Origin of the sequence: Antarcticimicrobium sp. (genome assembly GCF_029212575.1) — a bacterium.
GTDB lineage: Bacteria > Pseudomonadota > Alphaproteobacteria > Rhodobacterales > Rhodobacteraceae > Antarcticimicrobium.
The window spans coordinates 23,198-47,437 of the sequence record NZ_JARGPK010000012.1 but is presented as its reverse complement, the minus strand read 5'-3'; the positions used below and the strand labels follow the sequence as shown (position 1 = coordinate 47,437).

General features: G+C 66.7%; 22 protein-coding genes. 9 read left to right on the top strand and 13 right to left on the bottom strand.

Annotated features, from left to right (window positions below):
* The first annotated feature begins 98 nt into the window (after positions 1 to 98).
* The 7 genes from dsrK to P1U75_RS02120 are packed head-to-tail and all read left to right on the top strand — an operon-like array spanning position 99 to position 8,470.
* Positions 99 to 1,637, top strand: coding sequence for a sulfate reduction electron transfer complex DsrMKJOP subunit DsrK (gene dsrK, locus P1U75_RS02150; RefSeq protein WP_300239222.1), 1,539 nt, complete (start codon positions 99 to 101; stop codon positions 1,635 to 1,637).
* 26 nt (positions 1,638 to 1,663) lie between these two features.
* Entirely contained in the window at positions 1,664 to 3,604 is a 1,941-nt protein-coding gene (locus P1U75_RS02145) for an NAD(P)-binding protein (RefSeq protein WP_300239220.1), read from the top strand.
* Positions 3,601 to 4,083 carry a hypothetical protein gene (locus tag P1U75_RS02140; protein ID WP_300239218.1) on the top strand — a complete coding sequence of 161 codons (483 nt, stop codon included), beginning with the start codon at positions 3,601 to 3,603 and terminating at the stop codon, positions 4,081 to 4,083. The genes P1U75_RS02145 and P1U75_RS02140 overlap by 4 nt, the downstream gene beginning before the upstream one ends.
* Positions 4,080 to 4,829, top strand: a complete 750-nt coding sequence (gene dsrO / locus P1U75_RS02135; RefSeq protein ID WP_300239216.1) for a sulfate reduction electron transfer complex DsrMKJOP subunit DsrO — start codon at positions 4,080 to 4,082, stop codon at positions 4,827 to 4,829. Before P1U75_RS02140 ends, dsrO begins: the two co-directional genes overlap by 4 nt.
* A 3-nt stretch (positions 4,830 to 4,832) precedes the next feature.
* On the top strand, positions 4,833 to 6,041 hold the full coding sequence (gene nrfD, locus P1U75_RS02130) for an NrfD/PsrC family molybdoenzyme membrane anchor subunit (protein ID WP_300239213.1): 1,209 nt from the start codon (positions 4,833 to 4,835) through the stop codon (positions 6,039 to 6,041).
* A gap of 6 nt (positions 6,042 to 6,047) precedes the next feature.
* A complete protein-coding gene (locus tag P1U75_RS02125; RefSeq protein WP_300239211.1) occupies positions 6,048 to 7,064 on the top strand; it encodes a glycosyl transferase family protein in 1,017 nt (338 codons plus the stop codon).
* On the top strand, positions 7,061 to 8,470 hold the full coding sequence (locus P1U75_RS02120) for a cobyrinate a,c-diamide synthase (protein ID WP_300239209.1): 1,410 nt from the start codon (positions 7,061 to 7,063) through the stop codon (positions 8,468 to 8,470). The genes P1U75_RS02125 and P1U75_RS02120 overlap by 4 nt, the downstream gene beginning before the upstream one ends.
* A gap of 3 nt (positions 8,471 to 8,473) precedes the next feature.
* On the opposite strand, the gene P1U75_RS02115 is transcribed toward P1U75_RS02120, so the two are convergent.
* Together P1U75_RS02115 and P1U75_RS02110 are read right to left on the bottom strand one after the other, a co-directional pair.
* Positions 8,474 to 8,698: a sulfurtransferase TusA family protein gene (locus tag P1U75_RS02115; protein WP_300239207.1), complete on the bottom strand. Its 225-nt coding sequence runs from the start codon at positions 8,696 to 8,698 to the stop codon at positions 8,474 to 8,476.
* A 34-nt stretch (positions 8,699 to 8,732) separates the two neighbouring features.
* A complete protein-coding gene (locus tag P1U75_RS02110; protein WP_300239205.1) occupies positions 8,733 to 9,236 on the bottom strand; it encodes a DsrE/DsrF/DrsH-like family protein in 504 nt (167 codons plus the stop codon).
* A gap of 219 nt (positions 9,237 to 9,455) precedes the next feature.
* Here P1U75_RS02110 and P1U75_RS02105 point away from each other — a divergent pair, with 219 nt between their 5' ends.
* A complete protein-coding gene (locus P1U75_RS02105) occupies positions 9,456 to 10,508 on the top strand; it encodes a hypothetical protein (RefSeq protein ID WP_300239203.1) in 1,053 nt (350 codons plus the stop codon).
* On the opposite strand, the gene prs is transcribed toward P1U75_RS02105, so the two are convergent.
* The 4 genes from prs to P1U75_RS02085 form a co-directional block, all read right to left on the bottom strand.
* Complete coding sequence (gene prs / locus P1U75_RS02100; protein WP_300239201.1) at positions 10,480 to 11,460, bottom strand: ribose-phosphate diphosphokinase; 981 nt, start codon at positions 11,458 to 11,460, stop codon at positions 10,480 to 10,482. The two genes, P1U75_RS02105 and prs, sit on opposite strands and share 29 nt — an antisense overlap.
* A 113-nt stretch (positions 11,461 to 11,573) precedes the next feature.
* Complete coding sequence (locus P1U75_RS02095) at positions 11,574 to 12,359, bottom strand: carnitinyl-CoA dehydratase (protein ID WP_300239199.1); 786 nt, start codon at positions 12,357 to 12,359, stop codon at positions 11,574 to 11,576.
* Positions 12,352 to 14,388: an acetate--CoA ligase family protein gene (locus P1U75_RS02090; protein ID WP_300239197.1), complete on the bottom strand. Its 2,037-nt coding sequence runs from the start codon at positions 14,386 to 14,388 to the stop codon at positions 12,352 to 12,354. Before P1U75_RS02090 ends, P1U75_RS02095 begins: the two co-directional genes overlap by 8 nt.
* Positions 14,388 to 15,548, bottom strand: coding sequence for an acyl-CoA dehydrogenase family protein (locus P1U75_RS02085; protein ID WP_300239196.1), 1,161 nt, complete (start codon positions 15,546 to 15,548; stop codon positions 14,388 to 14,390). The genes P1U75_RS02090 and P1U75_RS02085 overlap by 1 nt, the downstream gene beginning before the upstream one ends.
* Positions 15,549 to 15,628: 80 nt before the next feature.
* Here P1U75_RS02085 and P1U75_RS02080 point away from each other — a divergent pair, with 80 nt between their 5' ends.
* A complete protein-coding gene (locus P1U75_RS02080; RefSeq protein ID WP_300239194.1) occupies positions 15,629 to 16,579 on the top strand; it encodes a helix-turn-helix domain-containing protein in 951 nt (316 codons plus the stop codon).
* A gap of 10 nt (positions 16,580 to 16,589) precedes the next feature.
* Here the strand turns inward: P1U75_RS02080 and P1U75_RS02075 are convergent, their stop codons facing one another.
* From P1U75_RS02075 to P1U75_RS02045, 7 genes are all read right to left on the bottom strand, one after another.
* Positions 16,590 to 17,807: a serine hydrolase gene (locus P1U75_RS02075; protein WP_300239192.1), complete on the bottom strand. Its 1,218-nt coding sequence runs from the start codon at positions 17,805 to 17,807 to the stop codon at positions 16,590 to 16,592.
* A gap of 98 nt (positions 17,808 to 17,905) precedes the next feature.
* Positions 17,906 to 18,937, bottom strand: a complete 1,032-nt coding sequence (locus P1U75_RS02070; protein ID WP_300239189.1) for an extracellular solute-binding protein — start codon at positions 18,935 to 18,937, stop codon at positions 17,906 to 17,908.
* A 45-nt stretch (positions 18,938 to 18,982) separates the two neighbouring features.
* Positions 18,983 to 19,795, bottom strand: a complete 813-nt coding sequence (locus P1U75_RS02065) for an ABC transporter permease (protein ID WP_300239187.1) — start codon at positions 19,793 to 19,795, stop codon at positions 18,983 to 18,985.
* Entirely contained in the window at positions 19,788 to 20,738 is a 951-nt protein-coding gene (locus tag P1U75_RS02060; protein ID WP_366914934.1) for an ABC transporter permease, read from the bottom strand. Before P1U75_RS02060 ends, P1U75_RS02065 begins: the two co-directional genes overlap by 8 nt.
* Entirely contained in the window at positions 20,738 to 21,799 is a 1,062-nt protein-coding gene (locus tag P1U75_RS02055) for an ABC transporter ATP-binding protein (RefSeq protein ID WP_300239185.1), read from the bottom strand. Before P1U75_RS02055 ends, P1U75_RS02060 begins: the two co-directional genes overlap by 1 nt.
* Positions 21,800 to 21,928: 129 nt before the next feature.
* Positions 21,929 to 22,702 carry a helix-turn-helix transcriptional regulator gene (locus P1U75_RS02050; RefSeq protein WP_300239182.1) on the bottom strand — a complete coding sequence of 258 codons (774 nt, stop codon included), beginning with the start codon at positions 22,700 to 22,702 and terminating at the stop codon, positions 21,929 to 21,931.
* 106 nt (positions 22,703 to 22,808) lie between these two features.
* Positions 22,809 to 24,107, bottom strand: coding sequence for a Glu/Leu/Phe/Val dehydrogenase (locus P1U75_RS02045; protein WP_300239179.1), 1,299 nt, complete (start codon positions 24,105 to 24,107; stop codon positions 22,809 to 22,811).
* Positions 24,108 to 24,240: the final 133 nt, after the last annotated feature.

Sequence of the window (24,240 nt, the reverse complement as noted above, 5' to 3'; positions counted from 1 at the left end):
GGGGCTGTTCTTCAGCCCCAGCCGCAACCAGGTCGACAACCCCCGCGAGCGGCGCCACATCGCCGCCTGGGCGGCGAAACTGGAAGGTTGAGGTCGTCATGGCGCCGAAAGACACCGAAATCCCCCAGCTTGCGCACCCGCTGGAGATCCCGCGCCTGAAATGCGGCGCCATGGCCGATAGCATGCCTTATCCCGCCTCGCCCGAGCATCAGGCCAGTGTCGGGTTCCCGGGCGAGTTGTTGCCCGACTGGAAGGAGCGGGCGCTGGCCAAGATGAAGGACCTGGCGGAAAAGAACCGCGCCTTTCAGGTCTATCTCGATGCCTGCGTGAAATGCGGGGCCTGCACCGACAAATGCCATTACTTCATCGGCACCGGCGACCCCAAGAACATGCCCGTGGCGCGGCAGGATCTGCTGCGCTCGGTCTATCGGCGGTATTTCACCTTTGCGGGCAAGCATTTCCCCTGGCTGGTCGGCGCCCGCGACCTGACCGAGGAGGTGCTGGACGAGTGGTATTCCTATTACCACCAGTGCAGCCAGTGCCGCCGCTGCTCGGTGTTCTGCCCGTTCGGGATCGACACCGCCGAAATCTCGATGGCGGCGCGCGAGATCATGGACGTGGTCGGCAAGGGGCAGAAATACTGCAACGAGATCATCGGCAAGGTCCACAAGATCGGCAACAACCTCGGGCTGCAGGAAAAGGCTCTGCGGGCGACGCTGGAGGGCCTCGAGGAGGATATCGAGGACGACACCGGCGTCTCGGTGCGCATCCCGCTGGATGAAAAGGGCGCCGACATCCTTTTGGTGACGCCCTCGGCGGATTTCTTTGCCGAGCCGCATATCGAGGGGCTGATCGGATATGCCAAGGTGTTTCACGAGGCCGGGGTCAGCTGGACGGTGTCCAGCTATGCCTCGGAGGCCGCCAATTTCGGCCTGTTCATCGGCTCTTACGAGAACATGCGCGAGGTGTCGCTGCGCATCCGCAAGGCGGCCAAGGAGCTGGGCGTCAAGCGGATCATTTTCGGCGAATGCGGCCATGCCTGGCGCGTGGCCTATTCGTTCCTGAACACGCTGGCCGGGCCGTGGGATTTCCTCGACCAGAATTACCCGGTGCCGCAGCACATCTGCGAATTCACCTGGGGCGAGATCCAGAAAGGCACGCTGAATATCGACAAGGCGCGCAACGACCATATCCGGCTGACCTATCACGACAGCTGCAACGTCGCGAGGGCCAGCGGCATGGGCGAGGAGGCCGGCGGCCAGTTCGAGATCCCGCGCCATATCCTGAAATCGGTCTGCAACCATTTCTACGACATGCCGCGCGACACGATCATGGAATCGACGCTGTGCTGCGGCGGCGGTGGCGGGCTGTTGACCGACGAGCTGATGGACCTGCGCACCAAGGGGGCGAGCCCCCGGATGACCGCGCTGCAGGAGGTGACCGAGGAACACGGGGTCACCCACATGGCCGCGATCTGCGCCATCTGCAAGACGCAGTTTTCCAAGGTCATGCCCAAGTTCGGATACGAGATGGATTCGATCCTGTCAGTTCACCAGATGGTGTCGAACGCCATCATCCTGACCGGTCAGGACGCGGGTGAAGAAGAAGAAGGCGAAACGGCCGAGGGCGCCGCATAGGCGCGCGGCCCGGGGAGGGGACTGCGATGAAAGACTTGGAAAAAGGCGCGACATTCCGCCGGTTCAAGGAAGGGGAAATGCCGTCGGACTGGGATCTTGAGGAGAAGATCTTCAAGGCCGACCATTCCCACAAGTGCCCGACCTACGTGCACAAGACGCCGCCGTGCCAGGGCGCGTGCCCCTCGGGCCACGAGATCCGGGGCTGGCTGGCGATCGCACGCGGCATGGACAAGCCGCCGGTCGAGGGCATGGCCTGGCAGGAATACGCGTTTCACCGGATGGCTGCGGCCAACCCGTTTCCCTCGACCATGGGCCGGGTCTGCCCGGCGCCCTGCGAGGCCGGCTGCAACCGCAACGAGGTCGACGATTACGTCGGCATCAACGCGGTCGAGCAATATGTCGGCGACTGGGCCAATGAGAACGGCGTCACCCACGAGGCGCCGGGCGCCGACACCGGCCGCAAGGTCGCGGTGATCGGCGGCGGGCCCGCCGGGCTTTCGGCGGCCTATTTCCTGCGCAAGGACGGCCACGCGGTGACGATCTTCGAGGCCAATGACAAGCTTGGCGGCATGATGCGCTATGGCATTCCGGGCTACCGGACGCCGCGCAGCATGCTCGATACCGAGATCGGCCGGATCACCGACATGGGCGTGACGGTCCGGACCGGCACCCGCGTCGGCACGGATATCGCGCTGGCGGATCTGGAGGCGGGGTTCGATGCGATCTTCTGGGCGTTGGGCGCGCAGAACGGGCGACCGCTGCCGGTTCCCGGCTGGGAAGGGGCCGACAACTGCATCAACGGGATCGAGTTTCTCGACGCCTTCAACCAGGGCTATGTGCTGGGCACCGCCAAGAAGGTCGTGGTGGTGGGTGGCGGCGACACCTCGATCGACGTCGCCTCGGTGGCGCGCCGGCTGGGCCATGTCACCGCCGATTACCTGCCCGAGCGCAACGATGGATCGGTCGTCGATTTCACCAGCCACGATATCGCCAGTTCGCTGACCCGCGAAGGGATGCAGGCAACGCTCACCTCGCTGTTCCCGGTCGAGGAAATGACCGCCGCCGAACGCGAGCGCGAGGACGCCAGGCGCGAGGGCATCGAGATCCGGGGCAGCGTGATGCCGATCGAGGTGATCCGCGAGGGCGGACGGGCGACCGGCCTGAAGATGTGCGAATGCGAGATGAAGGGCAACGCGCCCGAGCCGATCGAGGGCACCGAGTTCGTGCTGGAGGCCGATATCATCATCGCCGCCATCGGCCAGAGTGGCGACCTGAGCGGGGTCGAGGACCTCGACAACGGGCGCGGCTTCATCGACATCGCCGGTGCCTATCAGGTCAAGGGGCGCGAGAAGCATTTCGCCGGCGGCGATATCGTTCGGCCGCACCTGCTGACCACGGCCATCGGGCACGGGCGGATCGCGGCCGAGGCGATCACCGATTACCTCGACGATGGCGACATTCACCGCCGGCCAAGGGTGGACGTGCACCATTTCAACCTGCTGGAGGAGTTGCACCAGCGCGGCCACGATCCTTCGCCCTATGATCATTTGCAGAAACGCGGCACCGATGACGCCGCCTATGCGATCCACAACTACGAGGACCGATCGGCGAGCCAGATCATCCCGCATGACGAGTTGTTCAAGGGACATTTCAACTTCGTTCCGCGCGAGACCCGGCAGGAGGTCCATATCGAGGGCGACGCGGTCCTGGGCAACTTCGAGGAGCGCATCGTCGGCCTGTTGGAGGAGCAGGCGCAGAAGGAGGGCGAACGCTGCATGTCCTGCGGCATGTGTTTCGAATGCGACAACTGCGTGGTGTTCTGCCCGCAGGACGCGGTGTTCCGGGTCAAGAAATCTGACCGCACCGTGGGCCGCTATGTCGACACCGACTACACCCGCTGCATCGGTTGTCACATCTGCGCCGACGTCTGCCCGACGGGGTACATCAAGATGGGGCTTGGCGAGTGATCATTCGTAGACTGATCCTCGGGCTCTGCCTTGTCCTCGCCTGGGGGGCTGCCGCGCCGGCGCAGGAGATCGCGCCGGTGGTGCCCAAGGCGACCGGCACGCCGCACCCCGAGGGCAACGCCTATATGCGGCGCTGGCACATGCAGATGATGCGGCATGACCGCGACGTGACCATGTATCAGGGGGTTCGACCGGTGGACGCCTCGCTCAACGCCTGTTTCGAGTGTCACACCGTGCGCGATGATGCCGGGACGCCGGTCACGGTTGCGGACGAGCGTCACTTTTGCCGGACCTGCCACGATTTCGCGGCCGTCAAGGTGGACTGTTTCGACTGCCACCGCTCGACGCCCGAGGAGTACGACGAACCGCCGGCCCATGCCGCCCTGAGCCGCCCGCCGGGGCTGCTGCCCAGGTCGCTCAGCGATATCGCGACCATGCAGGCCTATCTCGAGACAGTGGACCCGGAGGCTGACCGATGACGTGCCGCACCCCCGATCAAGCGCAGGCGCCATCGCGCCGCGATTTCCTGCGCAGCGGTGCGGCACTGGCCACGATGACGCTGGCGCCGGGAGTGACCCTGATGGCCTTCGGCGGGTCCGAGGCAGAGGCGGCGGCGGATTCCGGCAAGCGCTGGGGCCTGCTGATCGATGCCAGCCGATGCGCGCCGGGCTGCTCGGATTGCGTCAGCGCCTGCAAGACCGAAAACGGCTGGTCCGGCCATGGCGACCCGGAGCGTGACGTGCAGTGGATCCGCAAGGTGACGCTGAAGGAAAAGGCCACCGGACGCGAGGTGAACCTGCCGATGATGTGCCAGCATTGCGAAAGCCCGCCCTGTGTCGATGTCTGCCCGACCGGCGCCTCGTTCAAGCGGGACGACGGCATCGTGCTGGTCGACAAGCACATCTGCATCGGCTGCCGCTATTGCATGATGGCCTGCCCGTTCAAGGCGCGCTCCTTCGTGCATGAGCCGGTCACCAACCAGAAGCCGCACGCCCCGCGCGGGGTGGGCACGGTGGAAAGCTGCACGCTTTGCGTGCACCGGGTCGATGCGGGTGGCATCCCCGCCTGTGTCGAGGCCTGCACCGCCGCGGGCCATGGCGCCATGGTGTTCGGCGATCTGCGCGACCCCGAAAGCGAGATTTCCAGACGCCTGGCCGAGTTCCCCTCGGCGGCGCTGCGCCCCGACCTCGATTTGAACCCCGGCGTTCGCTACGCGGAGATCTGACCCTTGGCTATCGACAGGACCATCTATCGCGAAATCCCCTTCACCCCCCGGCTCTGGGCGGTGACCGCCTTGCTCGGCGCGTTCCTGCTGGGCGGGGTGTGGGCCTTTGCCCATGTCGAGCATCAGGGCCACGTCGCGACCGGCATGACCAACCAGGTGGTCTGGGGCCTGCCGCATGTCTTCGCGATCTTCCTGATCGTGGCGGCCTCCGGTGCGCTCAATGTCGCCTCGATCGCCAGCGTGTTCGACAACAAGCCCTACAAACCGCTGTCGCGGCTCTCCGGGGTGCTGGCCATCTCGCTGCTGGCGGGGGGGCTGGCGGTTCTGGTGCTGGATCTCGGGCGGCCGGACCGGCTGATCGTGCAGATGACGCATTTCAATTTCACCTCGATCTTTACCTGGAACATCCTGCTCTATTCCGGGTTCCTGGGGATCGTGGCGCTCTATCTCTGGGTCCAGATGGATCGGAACGTGCATCCGAAATGGACCAAGCCCGCGGGTCTGCTCGCCTTTGTCTGGCGGCTGGCGCTGACCACCGGGACCGGCTCGATCTTTGGCTGGCTGGTGGCGCGGCCGGGCTATGACGCGGCGATCATGGCGCCGCTGTTCATCGCCATGTCCTTTGCGCTGGGGTTGGCGGTGTTCATCCTGGTGCTGCAGGCGCTTTGCGCGCTGTCGCCCTGCCCTCTGGGACAGGCCTTGACCGCGCGGCTGACAAGGCTTCTGGCGCTCTTCGTGGCGGCGGCGCTCTACTTCACCGCCGTGCAGCACCTCACCAACCTCTACGCCGCCGAACACGCCGGGATCGAGGCCTTCATCCTTCGCGACGGCGGCATCTACACCACCTTGTTCTGGGGCGTGCAGGTCGGTCTTGGCGCACTGCTGCCGCTGCTGCTGGTCTACGGCCGCCGCACGCCGCCCTCGGCCGGGCTGTCGGCGGGGGTCAGCCTGTTGGTGATCCTCGGCGGGTTGGCGCAGCTTTACGTGATCGTGGTCGGCGGGCAGGCCTACCCGATGGAGCTGTTCCCGGGCTACGTGGTTACATCGGGCTTTCACGACGGGCAGATCGCGGGCTATGGTCCAAGCCTGCCGGAGATTGCGCTGGGCCTCGGCGGCGTGGCGCTTGCGCTGCTGGCGACCGGTCTGGGGGCCAAGATCCTGCGGGTGCTGCCGACCAACCTCTCCGACCAGAACCTAGCCGCGAAGGGATAGGGGGGCATGTTGCACGACCCTTTGAAACCGCATCCGTTCTCGCGTTTCGTCGCCATCCTCGGGCGCGGCAAGACCAAGCAGCGCCCCCTGACCTTTGACGAGGCGCGCGAGGCGATGCAGATGATCCTCGACGGCGCGGTGCTGCCGGAACAGATCGGCGCCTTTCTGATGCTGCTGCGCCTGAAGGAAGAGGCGCCGGAGGAGATTGCCGGCTTTGCCCAGGCCACGCGCGACCGGCTGCCGCGCCCGGATACCCTGCCGCGGGTCGATCTTGACTGGTCCTCCTACGCGGGCAAGCGGATCCAACTTCCGTGGTTCGTGCTCTCGGTGATGGTGCTGGTGGGGCAGGGGACGCGGGTCGTCGTTCACGGCACCGAGGGGCACACGCCGGGGCGGCTCTATACCCGCCAGGTGTTCGAACTTCTGGGGCTGCCGGTGGCCTCGGACCTCGCGCAGGCGGCCGCACAGGTCGAGGCGGCGGGGATTACATACGTCCCGCTGGAGGCGATGAGCCCGGTCCTGCGCCACCTGATCGAGCTTCGGCTGGTGTTCGGTCTGCGCTCTCCGGTGCATTCCTTTACCCGCATGATCAACCCGTTCGACGCCCCGGTGATGATGCAGGGCATCTTTCATCGCGGTTTCATGGACATTCACGCCGGTGCCGCGCGCCTCCTGAACCAGCCGCGCGCGGCGGTGTTTCGCGGCGAGGGCGGCGAAATCGAGCGGCGCCCGAACAAGCCAACACAGGTCTGGAGCACCCAGGGCGACGCCGAGCCGCTGGTCGAGACCTGGCCGGCGCTGCTGGACGACGCCCACCAGCCCGCCGACGCGGCGATGGACCCGGCCCGGTTGCGCGCGGTCTGGTCCGGTGCCGACAGCGAGCCCTATGCAATCGCCTCGGTGGTCGGCACCCTGGCGGTGACGCTGCGCAGCATGGGGCGGGCCGGGTCCGTCACGGAGGCCGAGGCGCAGGCCCGCGCCCTGTGGGAGGCCCGCGACCGTACCCTGCTTGAGCCGAGGTGAGCGCGCTTGCCCGTTTCATGATCGCGGCGGCGCACAAGTCGTCGGGCAAGACCGTGGTCTCGACCGGCATCGCGGCGGCGCTGACGGCGCGGGGTCAGGGGCCGGCGGTGTTCAAGAAGGGCCCCGACTACATCGACCCGATGTGGCTGGCGCGGGCGGCGGGCCGTCCCGCCTATAACCTCGATTTCAACACCATGCTCAAAGACGAGATCCTTGCGCTGTTCCAGGCCAGTGCGGAAGGGGCGGCGCTATCGCTGATCGAGGCCAACAAGGGGCTGTTCGACGGTGTCGCGGCGGACGGGTGCGATTCGAACGCCGCGCTGGCGGCGCTGTTGCAGGTGCCGGTGGTGCTGGTGGTCGATACCAAGGGCATGACGCGCGGGATCGCGCCGCTGCTGCGCGGCTACGTGGATTTCGACCCGTCGATCCGGATCGCCGGGGTGATTCTCAACAAGACCGGCGGCAGCCGCCACGAGGGCAAACTGCGCGCCGCGGTCGAGAGTTATACCGACCTGCCGGTTTTGGGAGCCATCGGCGTCGCGCCGGAGATGGATCTCTCGGAGCGGCACCTCGGGCTGACGGTTCCCTCGGACAGGGCGCGGGCCGCGGAGTTCGTCGATGGCCTCGGCAGGCGGATCGCGCAATCGGTGGACCTGGACGCGCTGGTCGCTGTGGCCCGGTCGGCGCCATCCTGCCCGGGGGTCGTGCCGCCCGCCTTGTCACCAGCCGCTTCACCCGCCCTCTGGCCGGGGCTGCGCATCGGCATCGCGCGGGACGAGGCCTTTACCTTCTACTACCCCGACGATCTGGAGGCCTTCGAGGCCGCCGGGGCCGAGCTGGTGCCGATCGACACGCTGCGCGATTCCGCGCTGCCCGAGGTGGACGGGCTGTTCATCGGCGGCGGGTTCCCCGAGGTGCATGCCGCCGCCCTCGCTGCGAACACCACCCTGCGCGCCGACATCCGTCGCGCGCTCGAGGCCGGTCTGCCGGCCTATGCGGAATGCGGCGGGCTGATGTACCTGTGCCGGTCGCTGGAATGGCAGGGCGAGCGGCACGACATGGTCGGCTTTTTCGATGCCGAGACCGTGATGCAACCACGCCCGCAGGGGCGCGGCTATGTCCGCTTCGTGCCGGAGCCTGCCGCACTCTGGCCCGCGAGCCGGGCCGAACAGCGCGCGCATGAGTTTCACTATGCCCGTCTGGAAAAATTGTCTGACCCGATCTTCGGGCGCCGGGTCATCCGTGGCCATGGCATCGACGGGCAGCATGACGCGCTGGTGCGCGGCTACACCCAGGCAGGGTTCATCCACCTGCGGCATGCGGCGCAATCGCCCTGGGTGACTGATTTTCTGGAATTCGTTGCCGCGGCGAAGGCCCGCCGCGGCAAGAAAAGGCATTCGTCCTGAGGTTCAGGACACCTTGATCTCGAACTTGTAGATGTCGCCCTCGCTGGACGAGCTTACCAGAGCGTTGCCGGTCTGGTTGCAGAAGGCGGCGAAGTCGGCGACCGAGCCGGGATCGGTTGCGCGAATCTCGAGGATCTGGCCGGAGCTCATCCCCTTGATCGCTTTCTTGGCCCGCAAAATCGGTAGCGGGCAGTTGAGCCCCTCGGCATTGAGTGTTTGGTCAGCCACGTATTTTTCCTCCCTCGTGACGGTGACAGTAAGATCAGATGAACAGGTTGATGTCCGATTGCAGCGCCTTTTCCATGTAGGTCGCCGCGCCGCCGATCTCCATTTCGTCGATCATGTCTTCGCGCTTGTACTCGAACAGGTCCAGGGTCATCTGGCAGCCGATCATCTTGACCTCGGCCTCGACGGCGGCCTCGCGCAACTCCTCGATCGAGGCGACCCCCTTTTTCTTGATCAGGTTCTTCATCATGGTGCCCGCCGCCGCGCCGACGCCGGGTAGCATGCCGACGATATTGGGCATCGCCATATGGCCGCCCATCATCGGCATCTCCATTGCCGGGTTGCCGAGCGGCGTGAACTTCAGGTTCAGCTCCTTTTTCAGAAGCGGCAGCCCGTAAAACGTGAAAAACATCGTGACGTCGACATCCATCGCCGCCGCCGTGGTGCCAAGAATGAATGGCGGATAGGCCCAATCCAGCGACCCCTTGGTGACGATTATCGACATGCTCTTGGCATTTTCGATGTTCTTTGCATCCAGCATGTCTTCCCTCCCAAATTCTGGTTTTGCTATATAAACATATTCACATTGCAAAATCTATATATACCTGCGCGCATATGGTCGTGATGGGGGAAACGGCGCCAGGGCGCGGCCCGGTCCGCTGCGATCAATCCGTCCCTGCGACGGAATTTACTGTTGGCCCCGCGCCGCGCCGATGGCACACCTGTGTAAGGGTTAGGGCGAGGCAACGAAAAGCGCGACATGACGGCAAACGGTTTCGCCAAAGCTGGCCCCCCGGTTACGGTCGCGGAAAAGGTCAGGTTCCTGTCCGATCCCGGCACCTATGCGCATGATCCTGCGACTGTCGAGGTCATCGAAACCCACATGTCCTGGGTGTTTCTCGCCGGACCCAAGGTGTTCAAGCTGAAAAAACCGGTCCGCTACGATTTCCTCGACTTCTCGACCATCGGGAAACGGCGCCGGGCGGTCTGCGACGAGGTTCAGCTCAACCGCCGCCTGGCCCCCGATCTTTACGAGGTGCCCCGCCCGCTGGGGATCGGGGCGGACGGGCGGCTGTCGCTGGACGGGGCGCGCGGGCAGGTCGTGGACTGGCTGGTGGAAATGCGGCGGTTGCCGGAGGAACGCAATCTTGAGCGTATGATCGGCGCCGGTGATCTGACGCCCGGACACATCGGGCAGGTCGCGGACCTGCTGAGGGGGTTCTATGGCGCAACGCCCCCGGCAGAGATCGCGCCGGAGGATTACGCCGGGCAATTCGCCGCCGAATACGCAAAGACGCGCGCGGTCCTGACCGATCCCGCGCTGAAGTTGGACGAGCCGCAGCTCGACGCCGCTCTCGACGCCTACGACCGGTCCTATGCCGAGGCACACCCGCTTCTGTGCCAGAGGGTCCGCGCGGGCCATGTGGTCGAGGGGCATGGCGACCTGCGGCCCGAGCATGTGTTTCTCACCGATGCGCCGGTGATTATCGACTGCCTGGAGTTCAACCGCGCCCTGCGCCTTGTCGATCCACTGGACGAGATCGCCTTTCTTGGGATGGAATGCGCCAAGCTCGGCCCGGAGTGGGTGGCCGGCGCGCTCTATCACGGTCTGGGCGCGGCGCTTGGCAATCCGCCGCCCGTTCTGGTTGAATTCTACTGGCGCTACCGGGCGCTCCTGCGCGCACGTCTGTCGCTGCTGCATCTCGTGGTGCAGCCGGAACGGACGCCGTGGAAATGGCGCCCGCAGGCGCGGCGCTATGTCGCGCTGTCGTGCCGGCCCGAGCTCATGCGCCTGCCGCCGGAAGGTCGGTGACCGGGCGGTTGTGCTGAAGCCGGTCGATGGCCCGCGCCAGCAAGGGCGCCGCGCTGACGATCTCGACCTTTTGCGCCATCTGATCGGTCAGCCGGAACGGCGGCACCGTGTCGGTGACGATCCAGCCGGTGATCGCCGGATCGGCCAGCGCCCGGTCCGCGCCGGCGGTGAACAGCCCATGCGCGGCCAGTGCCCAGACATCGCGCGCGCCCAGCTCCAGGATTGCCCGCGCCGCACGGGTCATCGTCCCGCCCGAGGCGATCATGTCGTCGATGATCAGCACCCGCGCGCGGGCCACGTCGCCCGCGATCAGGCTGCCGGTGACCGTGCCGCCGCTGCGCCGCTTTTCCATCAACGCGAAGTCCACCGGGCGGCCCAGCCGCGCCTCCAGCGCCTCGCGGAACAGCTGCGCCCGCTTGACCCCGCCGGGATCGGGCGAGGCGACGCTGATCGCGCCATCCCCGGCCAGCGCCGCCGCCCGCTCCAGCAGGGCGCCGCGGGTGTCGAGCGCGAGAGTCTCGCAGCGAAAGGCGTTCTGGAAGGCCGCGGTGTTGTGACACTCCATCGTCACCACCCGGTCGGCGCCGACCGCCTCGAACAGTTGGGCCACATAGCGCGCGGTCAGCGGATCGCGCGGCTTGGTCTGGCGGTCCTTGCGGGCATAGGCGAGGTAGGGAACCACCGCCGTGACCCGGGCCGCACCGTTGCTGCGCAGGGTAGCGATGAAGAACAGCAGCTTGCACAGCCTGTCGTTGGGGCTGTCGTCGGGTCCGCCGTGCAGCCCCTGGATCACATAGGTATCGGTGCCGCGCACCTCGTCGAGCGGGCGAATCTTGTGTTCGCCGTCCTCGAAGCCGCGTTCTTCCAGCGCCGCCAGCGGCTGACCCAGGTCCGACGCCACTGCCGCGCCCAAGGCTTGTGCCCCCTCCAGCGCGAAAATCCTGATGTCCATCCTGCCGCTCCTCTCCGTGTCGGTGACGGCACCCCGTGGCCGCGCCGCATCCCGATCATGGCCGATGGCACCGGCGGCGCGCCTTGACCTGTGTCAGCCCCGCAAAAAGGGCGTCAGCGCCCGGTCCAGACCGGATCGCGTTTCTCGGCAAAGGCGCGGGCGCCCTCGCGCTGGTCCTCGGACCGGTAAAGGGTCTCGACCGTCGGAAACTGGCTCCGGGTGATGCGGTTCATCGCGTCCTGGAATTTCATGTCCTCGGCCTCGCGCACGATCTCCTTGATCGCGGCGTAGACCAACGGCGGACCCGAGGCCAACAGCGCGGCCAGTTTGCGCGCCTCGGCCATCAGGTCGGCGGCGGGATAGACATGGTTGATCATGCCCCAGCGCGCGGCCTCTTCGGTGTCGAACCAGCGGCCGGTGAACAGCATTTCCATGGCGATGTGATAGGGGATCCGCTTGGGCAGCTTGACCGTGGCCGCATCCGCCACCGTGCCGGAGCGGATCTCGGGCAGGGCAAAACTGGCGTGATCGGCGGCCAGGATGATATCGGCCGACAGCGCCAGTTCCAGCCCGCCACCGCAGCAGATCCCGTTGACCGCCGCGATCACCGGCTTGTTCATGCCGCGCAGTTCCTGCAACCCGCCGAAGCCGCCCTTGCCATAATCGCCGTCGACCGCGTCACCCCCGGCGGCGGCCTTGAGATCCCAGCCGGGGCAAAAGAACTTTTCCCCCGCGCCGGTGACGATGGCGACCCGCAATTCGGGGTCGTCGCGGAAATCGGTAAAGACCTCGCCCATGATCTTGCTGGTGGCAAGGTCGATGGCATTCGCCTTGGGCCGGTCCAGCGTGACCTCGAGCACATGGCCGTCGCGGCGGGTCTTGATGGGGCTGTCAGTCATGGGGGTCTCCGATCCTGATCAGGGCGTCCGCCGCGACCGCACCATGCGGGCCACAGAGGAGGGGGTTGATTTCGATCTCATGCGGGTGCGCCGCCTCGACATAGGATTGCACGGCCATGATCGCCTTGACGATAGCCTCGATATCCGCCGGTGGCGCGCCGCGATAGCCGCAAAGCAACCGGAACAGCTTGAGCCGCCCCAGGGCATCGCGCACCGCCTGGGGCGGGCTTGGCACCAGCAGGCTGACACTGTCGTCGAGCAGTTCGGTCAGGGTGCCGCCAGCGGCAAGGGTCAGCACGTAGCCATGGGCGGGGTCGCGCACCACCCCGATCAGCAGGTCGGCCACCGTGCCGGTCACCATCTGTTCGACCAGGAACTGTTCGCTCGGCATGGCGCGGGCGGCCTCGGCCACGGCCCTGGCCGAGCGGAGGTTCAGCGCCACCGCGCCGGCCTCGGTCTTGTGCGCGATGCCCTCGCCCTTGAGCACGACGGGAAAGCCGATGCGGGTGGCTGCCATGGCGGCGGCCTCGGCCCCGGTGGCGCGCGCGGCGCCGGGGATGCGCACCCCGTGGGCGGACAGAGCGGATTTGGCCTCGGCCTCGCTCAGCGTTGGGCCGGCCTCGCCCTGCCGGGGCAGCAACAGCGGCGCCGGTGCAGGCCGAGTGCGGCCCAGATTGGCGGCGACCTCCATCGCCTCGACCGCCTCGGACAGGCCCGAAAGGGGGGCGATGCCCAAGCCGACCAGTTCCTGCGCGATGTCTTCGGGCATCAGCTCGGCCAGAGAGGCAAGGATCGCCATCGGGCGCCCTCTGATCTCGCCGGCGCGGGCGACGGCTCGGATCACCCGGGTCCAATCCTCGGCCGAGCAGCGGTCGGCGCGGGGAAAGTCCAGCACCACCACCCCGAGCGCCAGTTCGGCGTCCATCATCGCGGAAAAGGTTTGGCCCAGCCCGTCCTCGTCATTCCAGATATAGGTGTGATAATCCAACGGGTTGGCCAGTGCCACCTTGGGCCCCAGCACGGCGCGCAACGCCTGCCGCTGCCGCTCGCCCAGCGGCGGAAAGACCAGGCCGCTGCCATGCGCGGTGTCGGCGATCAGGCTGGCCTCGCCGCCGGAACAGGACATCGAGGCGATGCGTGGCGAGATGAGCGGCCCGGTGACATGCAGCAGCTTCAGCGTTTCCAGCAGGCCGGACAGCGAGCGCACCCGCCCGATCCCCAGCCGCGCCAAAAGCGCGTCGGCGCCGGCCTCGCTGCCGGCGAGCGAGGCGGTGTGCGAGACCGTTGCCGCCCGCGCCTGGTCCGACCGCCCGATCTTGAGCGCGACGATGGGCTTGCCCAGGGTTCGGGCGGTCTCGGCCATCGCCTCGAACCCGCGCAGGTCGTCGATCCCCTCGATATGCAGGCCCAGCGCGGTCACGCGCGGGTCGCGCAGCAGGGCGGCGGCAATCTTGGACAGCCCGGTCTGCGCCTGGTTGCCGGCGGTCACCACATAGGCCAGCGGCAGGCCCCGGTTCTGCATCGTCAGGTTTATCGCGATGTTGGAGGACTGGGTGATCAGGGCCACGCCGCGCTCGACCGGCACCCCGCCGTGCTGATCGGGCCAGAGCGCCGCGCCGTCGAGATAGTTCAGCATCCCGTAGCAATTGGGCCCGAGGATCGTCATGTCGCCGGCCGCCGCCAGCAGCGCCTCCTGCTTGGCATCACCGTCGCCGGTTTCCCGCTGCGCCTCGCGAAAGCCCGAGGCGAAGCAGACCGCGCCGCCGGCGCCGCGCGCCGACAGCCGTGCCACAACCTCGATCGTCGCATCCCGGTTGACGCCGACAAAGGCGGCGTCGGGGGCGTTCGGCAGGCTGTCGATGTCGGCATAGGCGGTCAGCCCGGCCACCGTCGCGCGGCGGGGGTGCACCGGCCAGATCTCGCCCGCGAAACCGATCTTGCGGCACTGCTCGATGACGTTGGCGCACCATCCGCCGCCGCCGACAACGGCGATGGAGCGCGGCCGCAGCAGCCGGTCCAGCCCGCGCATCACGCCTCCAGCGGGCGCAGGAGGTCGCGGCTGATGATGTGGCGCTGGATCTCGCTGGTGCCGTCCCAGATTCGTTCCACCCGCGCGTCGCGCCAGAACCGTTCGACCGGGAAATCGTCCATCAGGCCCATGCCGCCGTGGATCTGCAGGGTGGTGTCGGTGACCCGCGCCAGCATTTCCGAGGCATAGACCTTGGCGCTGGCGATCTCGCGGTTGGCGGGCATCCCCTGGTCCAGCCGCCAGGCCGCCGCAAGGGTCAGCCAGTCGGCGGCGTCGATCTCGGTGATCATGTCGGCGATCTGGAACCCGACGCCCTGGAACTTGCCGATCGGCTGGCCGAACTGCTTGCGCTCGGCGGCATAGCTCAGCGCATGGTCGAAACAGCGCCGCGCGCGGCCGACGCAAAAGGCCGCGACCGTCAGCCGGGTGGCGTAAAGCCAGGTGTTCATCACGTCGAAACCGCCATCGACCTCGCCCAGAACCTGCGCATCGGGCAGGCGGCAGTTGTCGAAGTAGAGAATGCAGTTCTTGTAGCCGCGATGGCTGACCGAGCGATAGCCGTCGCGCACCTCGAACCCCGGCGTGCCGCGATCGACAAGGAAGGTGGTGATGCGTTTCTTGGGGCCCTTGGGCGTCTCGTCGATGCCGGTGGCGACGAAGACGATGAAGAAGTCCGCGTGCTCGGCCCCCGAGATGAAATGCTTGGAGCCGTTCAGCACCCAGTCGCCGCCATCCCGCACCGCCTGGCATTTCATGCCGCGCACGTCCGAGCCCGCGTCGGGTTCGGTCATCGCCAGCGCGTCCATCCGCTCGCCCCGCACCGCCGGCAGCAGGTAGCGGTCACGCTGGTCGCCCTTGCAGGCCATCAGGATGTTCTGCGGCCGTCCGAAGAAATGCGTCAGCGCCATCGACCCGCGCCCAAGCTCGCGCTCGACCAGGGTGAAATCCAGGTGCGACAGGCCGGCACCGCCGACCTCCTCGGGGAAATTGCAGGCATAGAACCCAAGGTCGATGACCTTCTGCTTGATCGCCTGCCCCAGCGCCTCGGGGACCTGACCGGTGCGCTCGACCTCGGCCTCATGCGGGTAGATCTCGTTCTCGACAAAGCTGCGGACGGTGGAGACGATCATCTCCTGCTCGTCGCTCAAACCGAAATGCATCGCGGGGCCCTCCTGTCGCGCGGTTCGCGCTGACGTTAGGACGCTTGCAGGGGTGCGATATGCGGAATTAGACTGCAATCATGCGAAAATGGCATATCCCGTCGTCGAAACCCGAGGAGATCGCGGTGCTCTTGTTCCCGCGCTTCTCCAACCATTGCCTTGCCAACGCGGTCGAGCCGCTGCGCGCCACCAACGAACTGGGCCGCAGGGACCTGTACCGCTGGAGATTCGTCACCGTCGACGGGGCGCCGGTTTCCTCCTCCAGCGGTCTGCCGGTGCTGCCCGACTGCCGCCTGTCCGACCATCCGGGCGGCGATGTCCTGTTCGTGCTGCCCAGTTACGATGTGCAACGCCACGCCACCCAGCCGGTGCTGCGCGCGCTCAAGGCCGCCGCGCGGCGGTTCGGGGCGGTCGCGGGCATGGACACCGGCAGCTGGCTGATGGCGGCGGCGGGGTTGCTCGACGGGCACCGCGCCACCATCCACCCCAACGAGCTGACCGGGTTTTCCGAGGCCTTCGACATGGTCGAGGCCGAGGACAGCCGCTTTGTCATGGATCGCCGGATGCTGACCTGCGGCGGCGCGATGACGGCTTTCGACCTGGTGCTGGAGCTGATCGCCCGCGCCCATGGCGAGGCGATGCGCCTCGAGGTGGCCTCGTTCTTCATGTTCGCGCGTAGCGATCCGCCAAAGGGCCCGCTGGTGCGCAGCACCGGGTCGAAGCTGGTCGATGGCTGTGTCGCACTGATGTCTGCCCATCTGGAAGAGCCGCTTTCGGTGCCGCAACTCGCCGCAGGGATGGGCGCGCACCCAAAGACGCTGGCGCGCGCCTTTCACGCCCACCTCGGCGCCGGGCCGCAGACGGTTTACAGGCGCCTGCGGCTCACGGCGGCGCGGCGCTATGCCGAGCAGTCGGGCTATTCCATCGCCGAGATCGCGCTGCGCTGCGGCTACCAGACCCCGGCGGCGATGACCCGCGCCTTCGGGCAGGAGTTCGGCAAACCGCCCTCGGCCTTTCGACAGGGTGGCTGACGCGGCGTGTTCAGCCGCAGGTCAGCGCGTCGGTCAGCGCCGCGCAGGCCGCGATGGCGTCATGGGTGAAGGCGGGGATCAGGTAATCGGGCCAGCTCGACAGTTTCACGATCACAACCTCGTTGCGCGGATCGACCCAGATCATCTGGCCGAAGACGCCGCGCGCCATGAAGGTTTCGGCGTCCACGTCCTGCACCCACCAGAACCGGCGGTAGGCGCCATTGGGCGAGGCCAGGTCGTAGGGGGGGCCGAACTTGCCCCGCTCGCCGCCGCGCCGGATGCCGTCGATCCAGCCTTCCGGCACGATCTGCTGGCCGTTGGCATGGCCGTTCTGGGCCATCATCAGCCCGAACCGGGCATAGTCGCGCAGCGTCGCGTTGAAGCCGCCATCGGCCAGCGCGGTGCCGGCCCCGTCGACGGTGAAAAACCCGTTCTCCTCCATTCCCAGCCGCGACCAGATGCGCGAGGACAGCAAGCTTGCCAGACCGGCGCCGGCGACCCGTTCCAGCGCCCAGGCCACCACGTCGGTCTCGATCGAACGGTATTCGAACAGCTCGCCATGGCCACGCACCTTGGGCAGACTCAGGATCACGTCGCGGATCGTCGGGCGGATCTCGCCCGGGCGTATCGGGCGCCAGCCGCTGGCCACGTCGACGCGCGTCATGTCGGACCAGGCGACGCCGTAATCCTCGGTGAAGCGCACGCCGGACTGCATGTCGAGCGCCTGATCGAGGGTGCAGTCGCCATAGCCGCAGTCGATCAGCTCGGGCACCAGCGTGGCGAGGGGGGCGGCAAGGTCGACCAGCCCCTCGTGATGCAGGATGCCGGCCAGCGTGCCGACAAGCGACTTGGCGACAGACTGGCTCAGATGCGGAACGCGGCCTTCCAGCCCGTTCTCGTAGTGCTCGATCGCCACCGTGCCCCGCGCCAGCACGATCAGCCCGTCGGTATAGCTGTCGCGCAGCCAGCCGGCGATGGTGTTGCCGGTGCCGTCGAAACGCCTGAATTGAACCTGCGCCAGATCCTGCGCCGCCTCCGGCAGCACCCAGGGGGCACCCGGACCGCGATGCACATCGACGGTGGGAAACAGCGACCGCATGTTGCGGAACGACCACCGGTTGAACGGTGCGAGATCCCAGTTCTCCAGCGTCGGGCGCTTTTCGGCGGGGGGCGGAAAGCCCGCCATTATCCCCATTTCGCGCGCGGTTTTCGGCCGGTTTTCCTGCATGTGACAAGGGGTCCCCAATGCCGCCGCGCAAGGGCGGCGGGTGAACTGCGTGTCCGGGGCGGCCGACGGTTGCCGCCGCCCCGTGCGATGGGTCGGGTCTACTGCTTCAGGCGGGTCCAGATCTTGTTGTAAAGATCCACCACCTCCTGGCTGCACGGCGGGACGAAATCGGGCGCCGGTGCATCCGCCGGCATGACGATCTCGGGCGCGCTCAGCATCTCGGGCTCCATGAACTCCTCGGAGCCCTTGATCCCGTTGGCGTAGCGGGCGAAGTTCGAGGTCAGCGCGGCATTCTCCGGCTCCATCATGAAGTTGAGGAACAGCTTGGCGTTCTCCATGTTGGGCGCGCCCCTGAGCACCGCGACATTGTCCATCCAGCCGGTGAACCCCTCTTTCGGATAGGCATAGCTCAGCGTCGGCCGGTCGGCGCGGGCGCGCATCGCGGCGCCGTTCCAGTTCTGCGACAGGTCGACATCGCGCGAGGTCAGCTTTTCGATGGTGGCGTAATCCATCGTGCGCCAATGCGCCTTGGCGTTCACCAGCAGCTCCATCACCGCCTTGAGTTGCTCAGGGTCGGAATTGCAGCGCGGATAATCGAGGTAACGCAGTCCGGCGTTGATGACATCGTTCATGTCATTGAGCATGTTGATGCGGCCCTGCAATTCTGCAGGCGGTTCGAACAGCAGCTTGAGCGTGTGGATGTCGCCCTTGAACACCTCGGTATCGACGGTGAACGAGGTGGTGCCCCACTGGTAGGGGACCGAGTATTTCCGGCCCGGATCCCAATAGACATCGACCCATTTCGGATCGACGTTGCCGAAATTCTCCATCGCGTTGGGGTTGGTCTCGGCCAGAAGCCCCTCTTCGATCATGATCGCGACCATGTAGTCGCCGGGCACCACGATGTCATAGCCGCTGTTGCCCTCCTTGACCTTGGCCAGCATGGTTTCGTTGCTGTCATAGCCGTCGAGGGTCACGTCGATGTCGTACTTGGCCTCAAAGGCCTCGATCATCTTGGGGTTGGTGTAATTGCCCCAGTTGTAGATGTTCAGCTTGCCCTCGGCCTGCGCGAGGCCGGCAGTTAGCGCAAAGGCCGAGGCCAGCGCGGTTGTCATCAGGGATTTCTTCATTTCACTCTCCTGTGGTTGGTGGCCCGCACCCCTCGGGCCGTTGGATCAGGGTCTTTTTTTCTGAAGGGTGAACATCGCCGCGATCATCAGCACGGTGATCGCGATCAGAATGGTGGAAACGGCGTTGACCTCGGGCGTGACGCCGCGCCGGATCTGGCCGAGGATGTAGATCGGCAGGGTGGTCTCACCGGGGCCGGCGATCATCAGCGTGATGATCACGTCGTCGAGCGAGACCACGAAGGCCAGCATCGCCCCGGCCAGCACGCCGGGCATCAGCAGCGGCAGCGTGACATGGCGAAAACACTGCCAGGGCGTGGCGTAGAGGTCGGCGGCGGCGATCTCGAAGGTGTCGGGCATGTCGGCCAGCCGGGCGCGGATCGGCATGTAGGCAAACGGGATGCAGAATACCGTATGCGCCAGGATCAGCCAGCCCAGCCCGGTCCATCCGGTGACCTGCCGCAGGATCGAGAAGAAGGCCAGCGTCGCCACGGCGGTGACGATCTCGGGGATCATCAGCGGCTGGTTGATCAGTGCGATCGCCGCGGACCGGCCGGGGTAGCCCGGCCCGCGCGAGGTGGCCAGCGCCGCCATCGTGGCGATGATCGTGGCTGCGGTGGTGGCGATGGCCGCGACCTTGAACGACACCACGGCGGCGTTGCGGATGCCCTCGTTCTCCAGCGCCGCCCCGTACCAGCGCAGCGAGAATTCGGTCCAGCTCATGACCGCGCGGTTGTCGTTGAAGGAAAAGAGGATCAGCACCGCGATCGGAGCGTAAAGCACGCCCAGAACGCACCAGCTGACCCAGGTGAACAGCGGCTGGCGGCGCAGCTCGCGTGGTTTCGTGCTGCGCCTAGCCATGCCGCGCCTCCGGTTTTGCGCCCGACCGCAGGCTGACCAGAAGCGCGATCAGCACGATGGACATCAGGATCAGCGCCGCCGCCGAGCCGAACGGCCAGTTGCGCCCGGAACCGAACTGCAACGCGATCATGTTGCCGATCATCAGTTTCTTGCCGCCGCCCAGAAGCTCGGGCGTGATATAGGCGCCGAGCGCCGGGATCAGCACCAGCGCACAGCCCGCCACGATGCCCGGGCGGGTCAGCGGCAGAGCCACGTGGCGCATCATCTGAACCCGGCTGGCGTAAAGGTCATGCGCGGCCTCGAGCAGGCGGAAATCGAACTTCTCCAGCGAGGCGTAGATCGGCAGGATCATGAACGGCAGGTAGCTATAGACCAGCCCCAGCAGCACCGCGCCATCGGTGTAGATGATCGACAGCGGCCGGTTGATTACCCCGGCCCAGATCAGCGCGCCGTTCAGGAACCCCTCGTCGCGCACGATCAGCATCATCGAATAGGTGCGGATCAGAAGGTTGGTCCAGAACGGCAGGGTGACCGCGAACAGCCAGAGATTGCGCTGCTGCTCGGGCCGCGCGGCGATGAAATAGGCGACCGGGAACCCCAGGACCAGCGTGCCGACCATGGTGATCAGCGCAAGACCGAAGGAGCGCCCGAAGATCCGCAGGTAGGCCCCGTTGAACCCCAGCGTATCGTCGAAGATGTCGCGCTGGAACAGGAACTGGACATAGGCCTCGGGCGAAAACGCCCAGGTCACGCCGCCATAGGTGCCGGGTTCGAGGAAGGAGTAAACCAGCGCGATCGACAAAGGTGCCAGCCCGAAGATGCCGATCACCACCAGCGCCGGGGCCAGCAGCCCCCAGCGCATGCGCTTGCGGCGGCGGGCGCGGTCCCTTTGCGCCCTTTGCAGGGCCGGGCCGGCCTGCGGGATATCTCCGGGCGCCGCCATCAGTCGGCCAGAACCTGCAGCATGGCGGCGTCGCAGGCGATCCCCACGCGCGCGCCGGGGCTGGGGGGATCGGTCACCTCGACGCGGATCTCCGGCCCGGTCTCCAATCGCACGGTCAGCTGGGTCGCCGCCCCCTGGTAGGTGCTTTCGGCCACCGTGCCGCACATCAGCGCCGCAGGGTCCGCTGCATCGGTCAATGTGATCGTCTCGGGCCGAAGGGCGACCTGAACCGGCCCCGCTGCCAGCGCGTCGCTTGCGGCATTGGCGCAAAGCTCCGGCCCCTGCGCGAAACGGATGACCGCGCGACCGCCCTCGTAGCGCAGCAGCGTCGCGGGCACGATGTTGGTATCGCCGATGAAATCGGCGACAAACGCCGACCGGGGCCGGGTATAGATCGCCTCCGGGCTGCCCACCTGCTGCACCTCCCCGGCGCTCATCACCGCGATCTGGTCGGACATCGCCAGCGCCTCGCCCTGATCGTGGGTGACAAAGACAAAGGTGATGCCGGTCTCGGCCTGCAGCCGCTTCAACTCGCCCTGCATCTGCTTGCGCAGCTTCAGATCGAGCGCCGAGAGCGGCTCGTCCAGCAGCAGCACCTTGGGATGCGGGGCCAGCGCACGGGCCAGCGCCACCCGCTGCTGCTGCCCGCCAGAAAGCTGATCGACCCGGCGCGCGGCGTACTCCTCCATCCGCACCAGCGTCAGCATTTTGTTGACGGTCGCGGCAACATCGGACGGCTTGCGACCCTGCATTTCGAGGCCGAAGCCGATGTTGCGCGCCACGGTCATATGCGGAAACAGCGCATAGCTTTGAAACACCGTGTTCACCGGGCGGTGATGCGGCGGCAGGTGGCCGATCGACTGGCCGTCAAGGCGGATATCCCCCCCAGTGGGCAGCTCGAACCCCGCGATCAGCCGCAACAGCGTGGTCTTGCCGCATCCCGAAGGTCCCAGCAGGGTGAAAAAGCTGGCCTCGGGGATCGTCAGCGACACGCGCCGCAGCGCCTGCACCGCCGCAGCCCCTTCGCCAAACTGCTTTGTCACGTTGTCGATGTCGATCATGCGGGTCTCCCGGAGGGCCGATTCCATGCGGCTCTTGCGAAAAAGCGTAAGCGCCGGGCGGGGGCGGGAAAATACCTCCGGGGGGGTAATCCGGGGCCTACCCCCAAAGGGGTAGGGCGCAGCGCCCGCCTAGCCGGTGTCGGCGATCCTCAGGAACCGGGCAAAAAGCTCGGACTGCGATGAGATCCCCAGCTTGCGGTATATGTTCTTGCGGTGAACCTTGACCGTGGCCGGGCTCACCTCCAGCAGCATCGCCACCGAGCGGCTGGAATGCCCGCGCAGGATCAGCCGCACGATCTCGGTTTCGCGGTCGGTCAGCCCGCTGTCGATCCGGCCCGCCAGCGTGGCAAAGGAGGCCCCCTCCGGGGCCGCTGCGGCAGATCGGGCGGCGCGGGCGAAATGCTGCTCGCAGAGCGCTGACAGCACGTCATGCGCGGCCTCGAGCTGTTTCACGTCGCGCCGCGAAAACCGCCGCTCGCCGGCCAGCCGGCCGATCGAAAAGAACAGCGTCGTATCGGCCAGCGGCAGAAACACCGCCATCTCGTCGCGCAGGCGGATCGACTTGTAATAGGTGTGATAATAGGGCGATTGCGAGAACCGGTCCGGCGCCACGTCCTCAAGCAGCATCACCGGCCGGCTCAGCCCCTTTTGGAACGCCGCCACGAAGGGGTCGAGGTGCCAGGCGGCGTCAAGCCAGCGGTCCACCACCACCGCCCGGCGCTCGGCGCGCACGTTGTCATAGACATGCGCGGGCTTGCCGTCCTCGGCCAGCCGCACCACGAAGATGCCGCGGAACATGGTGACGGTGCGCATGAAATCGGTCAGTTCGGGCATGAACGCGGGCATGCCAATGCTGCGGATGGCGGTCGCCAGAAGCATGTCCCGGGACAGGCGGTCTTGCATGTGCGGCCCTTGGTCGTGTCACCCCATCGCACCAGCATAGGCGCGCAGACCTTGGGCTGGCAATCGCCGACTTGCGCGCGCAAGCGGCAGCGCGCCGCGGCGGTCCTTACTGCTCGAAATAGGCCTGGGTGCCGCGCGCCTCGACGGATTCGGCGATCCGGCGCAGCCCGTGGACATAGGCCGCCTCGCGCATCGACAGGTTCAGCTCGGTGTGCAGCGCCCAGACCGCCTGGGTCTCGGTCGCCATCGTGGTTTTCAGATGGTCGCGCACCCGCGAGCCGTCCCAGTAGAACCCGGAGCGGTTCTGCACCCATTCCAGATGCGAGACGGTGACGCCGCCCGAATTGGCCAGGATATCGGGAATGATCACGCAGCCGGCCTCGGTCAGGATGGCATCGGCGTCGGCGGAGACCGGGCCGTTGGCCATCTCCAGGATGATCGGCGCCCGGATCCGGCCCGCGTTCTCCGCGGTGATCTGGCGCTCCAGCGCGGCGGGCACCAGCACGTCGCAGTCCAGTTCCAGCAACTCTTCGTTCGAGATCTTGCGGGTCTTGCCGTGGCCCTTGGCGCCGGTGACGCCGTGGTTGGAATGCTTGTGCTCCATCACCGCCAGCGGATCGAGCCCGTCGGGATCGTGGATCGCGCCGCTGGAATCGCTTACCGCCACGATCTTGTAGCCGTCCGCGTGCAGCAGCTTGGCACAGTGATAGCCGACGTTGCCGAAGCCCTGGATCGCAACGGTCGCCTTTTCCGGGTCGAGGTTGAGCGAGCTTTCCAGGTGGCGCAGGGCCAGGTAGCCGCCGCGCGCGGTGGCATCGGTGCGCCCGGCGGTGCCGCCAAAGGCGATCGGCTTGCCGGTGATCGCGGTCGGCAACGGTTCGCCGGTGATCGAGGCGTATTCGTCCGACATCCAGGCGATGACGATGCCATTGGTGTACATGTCCGGCGCCAGGATATCCCGATCCGGCCCGATGAAGGACGAGAAGGCCTCGATATAGGCGCGGCTCAGCCGCTCCAGCTCGGTCGCTGACAACTTTTTGGTATCGACGCAGACGCCCCCCTTGCCGCCGCCGAAGGGCAGATTCGCCACCGCGCATTTGAACGTCATCCAGAAGGCCAGCGTTTCGATCTCGTCGAGCGACACGTTGGGATGGAACCGCACCCCGCCCTTGGTCGGGCCGCGCCGGTCGTTGTACCGGCAGCGCCAGGCCTTGAAGGCGCGGCGGCTGCCATCGTCCATCCGGATCAGCAGGGTGACCGCCAGCGTCTCGCGCGGCGATTGCAGTTCCTCGAAGACATCGGGATGGATGTTGAGCTTTTCGCAGGCGATACGCAGGTTGTTTCGCGCGGTCTCAAACATCCCTGCGGGTTCCGCCGCCTGCTGAACAGCCACTTCGGTCGTCATCGCCTGGTCACTCCCTCGCCAAATCGCCTGGGTGGTTCCCTTACGTGTTAGGCGAAGTTGACCGCGCGGTCCATTGCGCCATTCGATGCGTTGCGGATTGATGGCCGCGCCGGTTTTCCGCACTGCGGCAAAA

Excerpts from the sequence above, each read along its gene's own strand:
- dsrK (WP_300239222.1), top strand. The coding sequence starts at position 99 with ATGGCGCCGAAAGACACCGAAATCCCCCAGCTTGCGCACCCGCTGGAG.
- P1U75_RS02145 (WP_300239220.1), top strand. The coding sequence starts at position 1,664 with ATGAAAGACTTGGAAAAAGGCGCGACATTCCGCCGGTTCAAGGAAGGG.
- dsrO (WP_300239216.1), top strand. The coding sequence starts at position 4,080 with ATGACGTGCCGCACCCCCGATCAAGCGCAGGCGCCATCGCGCCGCGAT.
- P1U75_RS02125 (WP_300239211.1), top strand. The coding sequence starts at position 6,048 with ATGTTGCACGACCCTTTGAAACCGCATCCGTTCTCGCGTTTCGTCGCC.
- P1U75_RS02110 (WP_300239205.1), bottom strand. The coding sequence starts at position 9,236 with ATGCTGGATGCAAAGAACATCGAAAATGCCAAGAGCATGTCGATAATC.
- P1U75_RS02105 (WP_300239203.1), top strand. The coding sequence starts at position 9,456 with ATGACGGCAAACGGTTTCGCCAAAGCTGGCCCCCCGGTTACGGTCGCG.
- prs (WP_300239201.1), bottom strand. The coding sequence starts at position 11,460 with ATGGACATCAGGATTTTCGCGCTGGAGGGGGCACAAGCCTTGGGCGCG.
- P1U75_RS02095 (WP_300239199.1), bottom strand. The coding sequence starts at position 12,359 with ATGACTGACAGCCCCATCAAGACCCGCCGCGACGGCCATGTGCTCGAG.
- P1U75_RS02090 (WP_300239197.1), bottom strand. The coding sequence starts at position 14,388 with ATGCGCGGGCTGGACCGGCTGCTGCGGCCGCGCTCCATCGCCGTTGTC.
- P1U75_RS02085 (WP_300239196.1), bottom strand. The coding sequence starts at position 15,548 with ATGCATTTCGGTTTGAGCGACGAGCAGGAGATGATCGTCTCCACCGTC.
- P1U75_RS02080 (WP_300239194.1), top strand. The coding sequence starts at position 15,629 with ATGCGAAAATGGCATATCCCGTCGTCGAAACCCGAGGAGATCGCGGTG.
- P1U75_RS02075 (WP_300239192.1), bottom strand. The coding sequence starts at position 17,807 with ATGCAGGAAAACCGGCCGAAAACCGCGCGCGAAATGGGGATAATGGCG.
- P1U75_RS02070 (WP_300239189.1), bottom strand. The coding sequence starts at position 18,937 with ATGAAGAAATCCCTGATGACAACCGCGCTGGCCTCGGCCTTTGCGCTA.
- P1U75_RS02065 (WP_300239187.1), bottom strand. The coding sequence starts at position 19,795 with ATGGCTAGGCGCAGCACGAAACCACGCGAGCTGCGCCGCCAGCCGCTG.
- P1U75_RS02060 (WP_366914934.1), bottom strand. The coding sequence starts at position 20,738 with ATGGCGGCGCCCGGAGATATCCCGCAGGCCGGCCCGGCCCTGCAAAGG.
- P1U75_RS02055 (WP_300239185.1), bottom strand. The coding sequence starts at position 21,799 with ATGATCGACATCGACAACGTGACAAAGCAGTTTGGCGAAGGGGCTGCG.
- P1U75_RS02050 (WP_300239182.1), bottom strand. The coding sequence starts at position 22,702 with ATGCAAGACCGCCTGTCCCGGGACATGCTTCTGGCGACCGCCATCCGC.
- P1U75_RS02045 (WP_300239179.1), bottom strand. The coding sequence starts at position 24,107 with ATGACGACCGAAGTGGCTGTTCAGCAGGCGGCGGAACCCGCAGGGATG.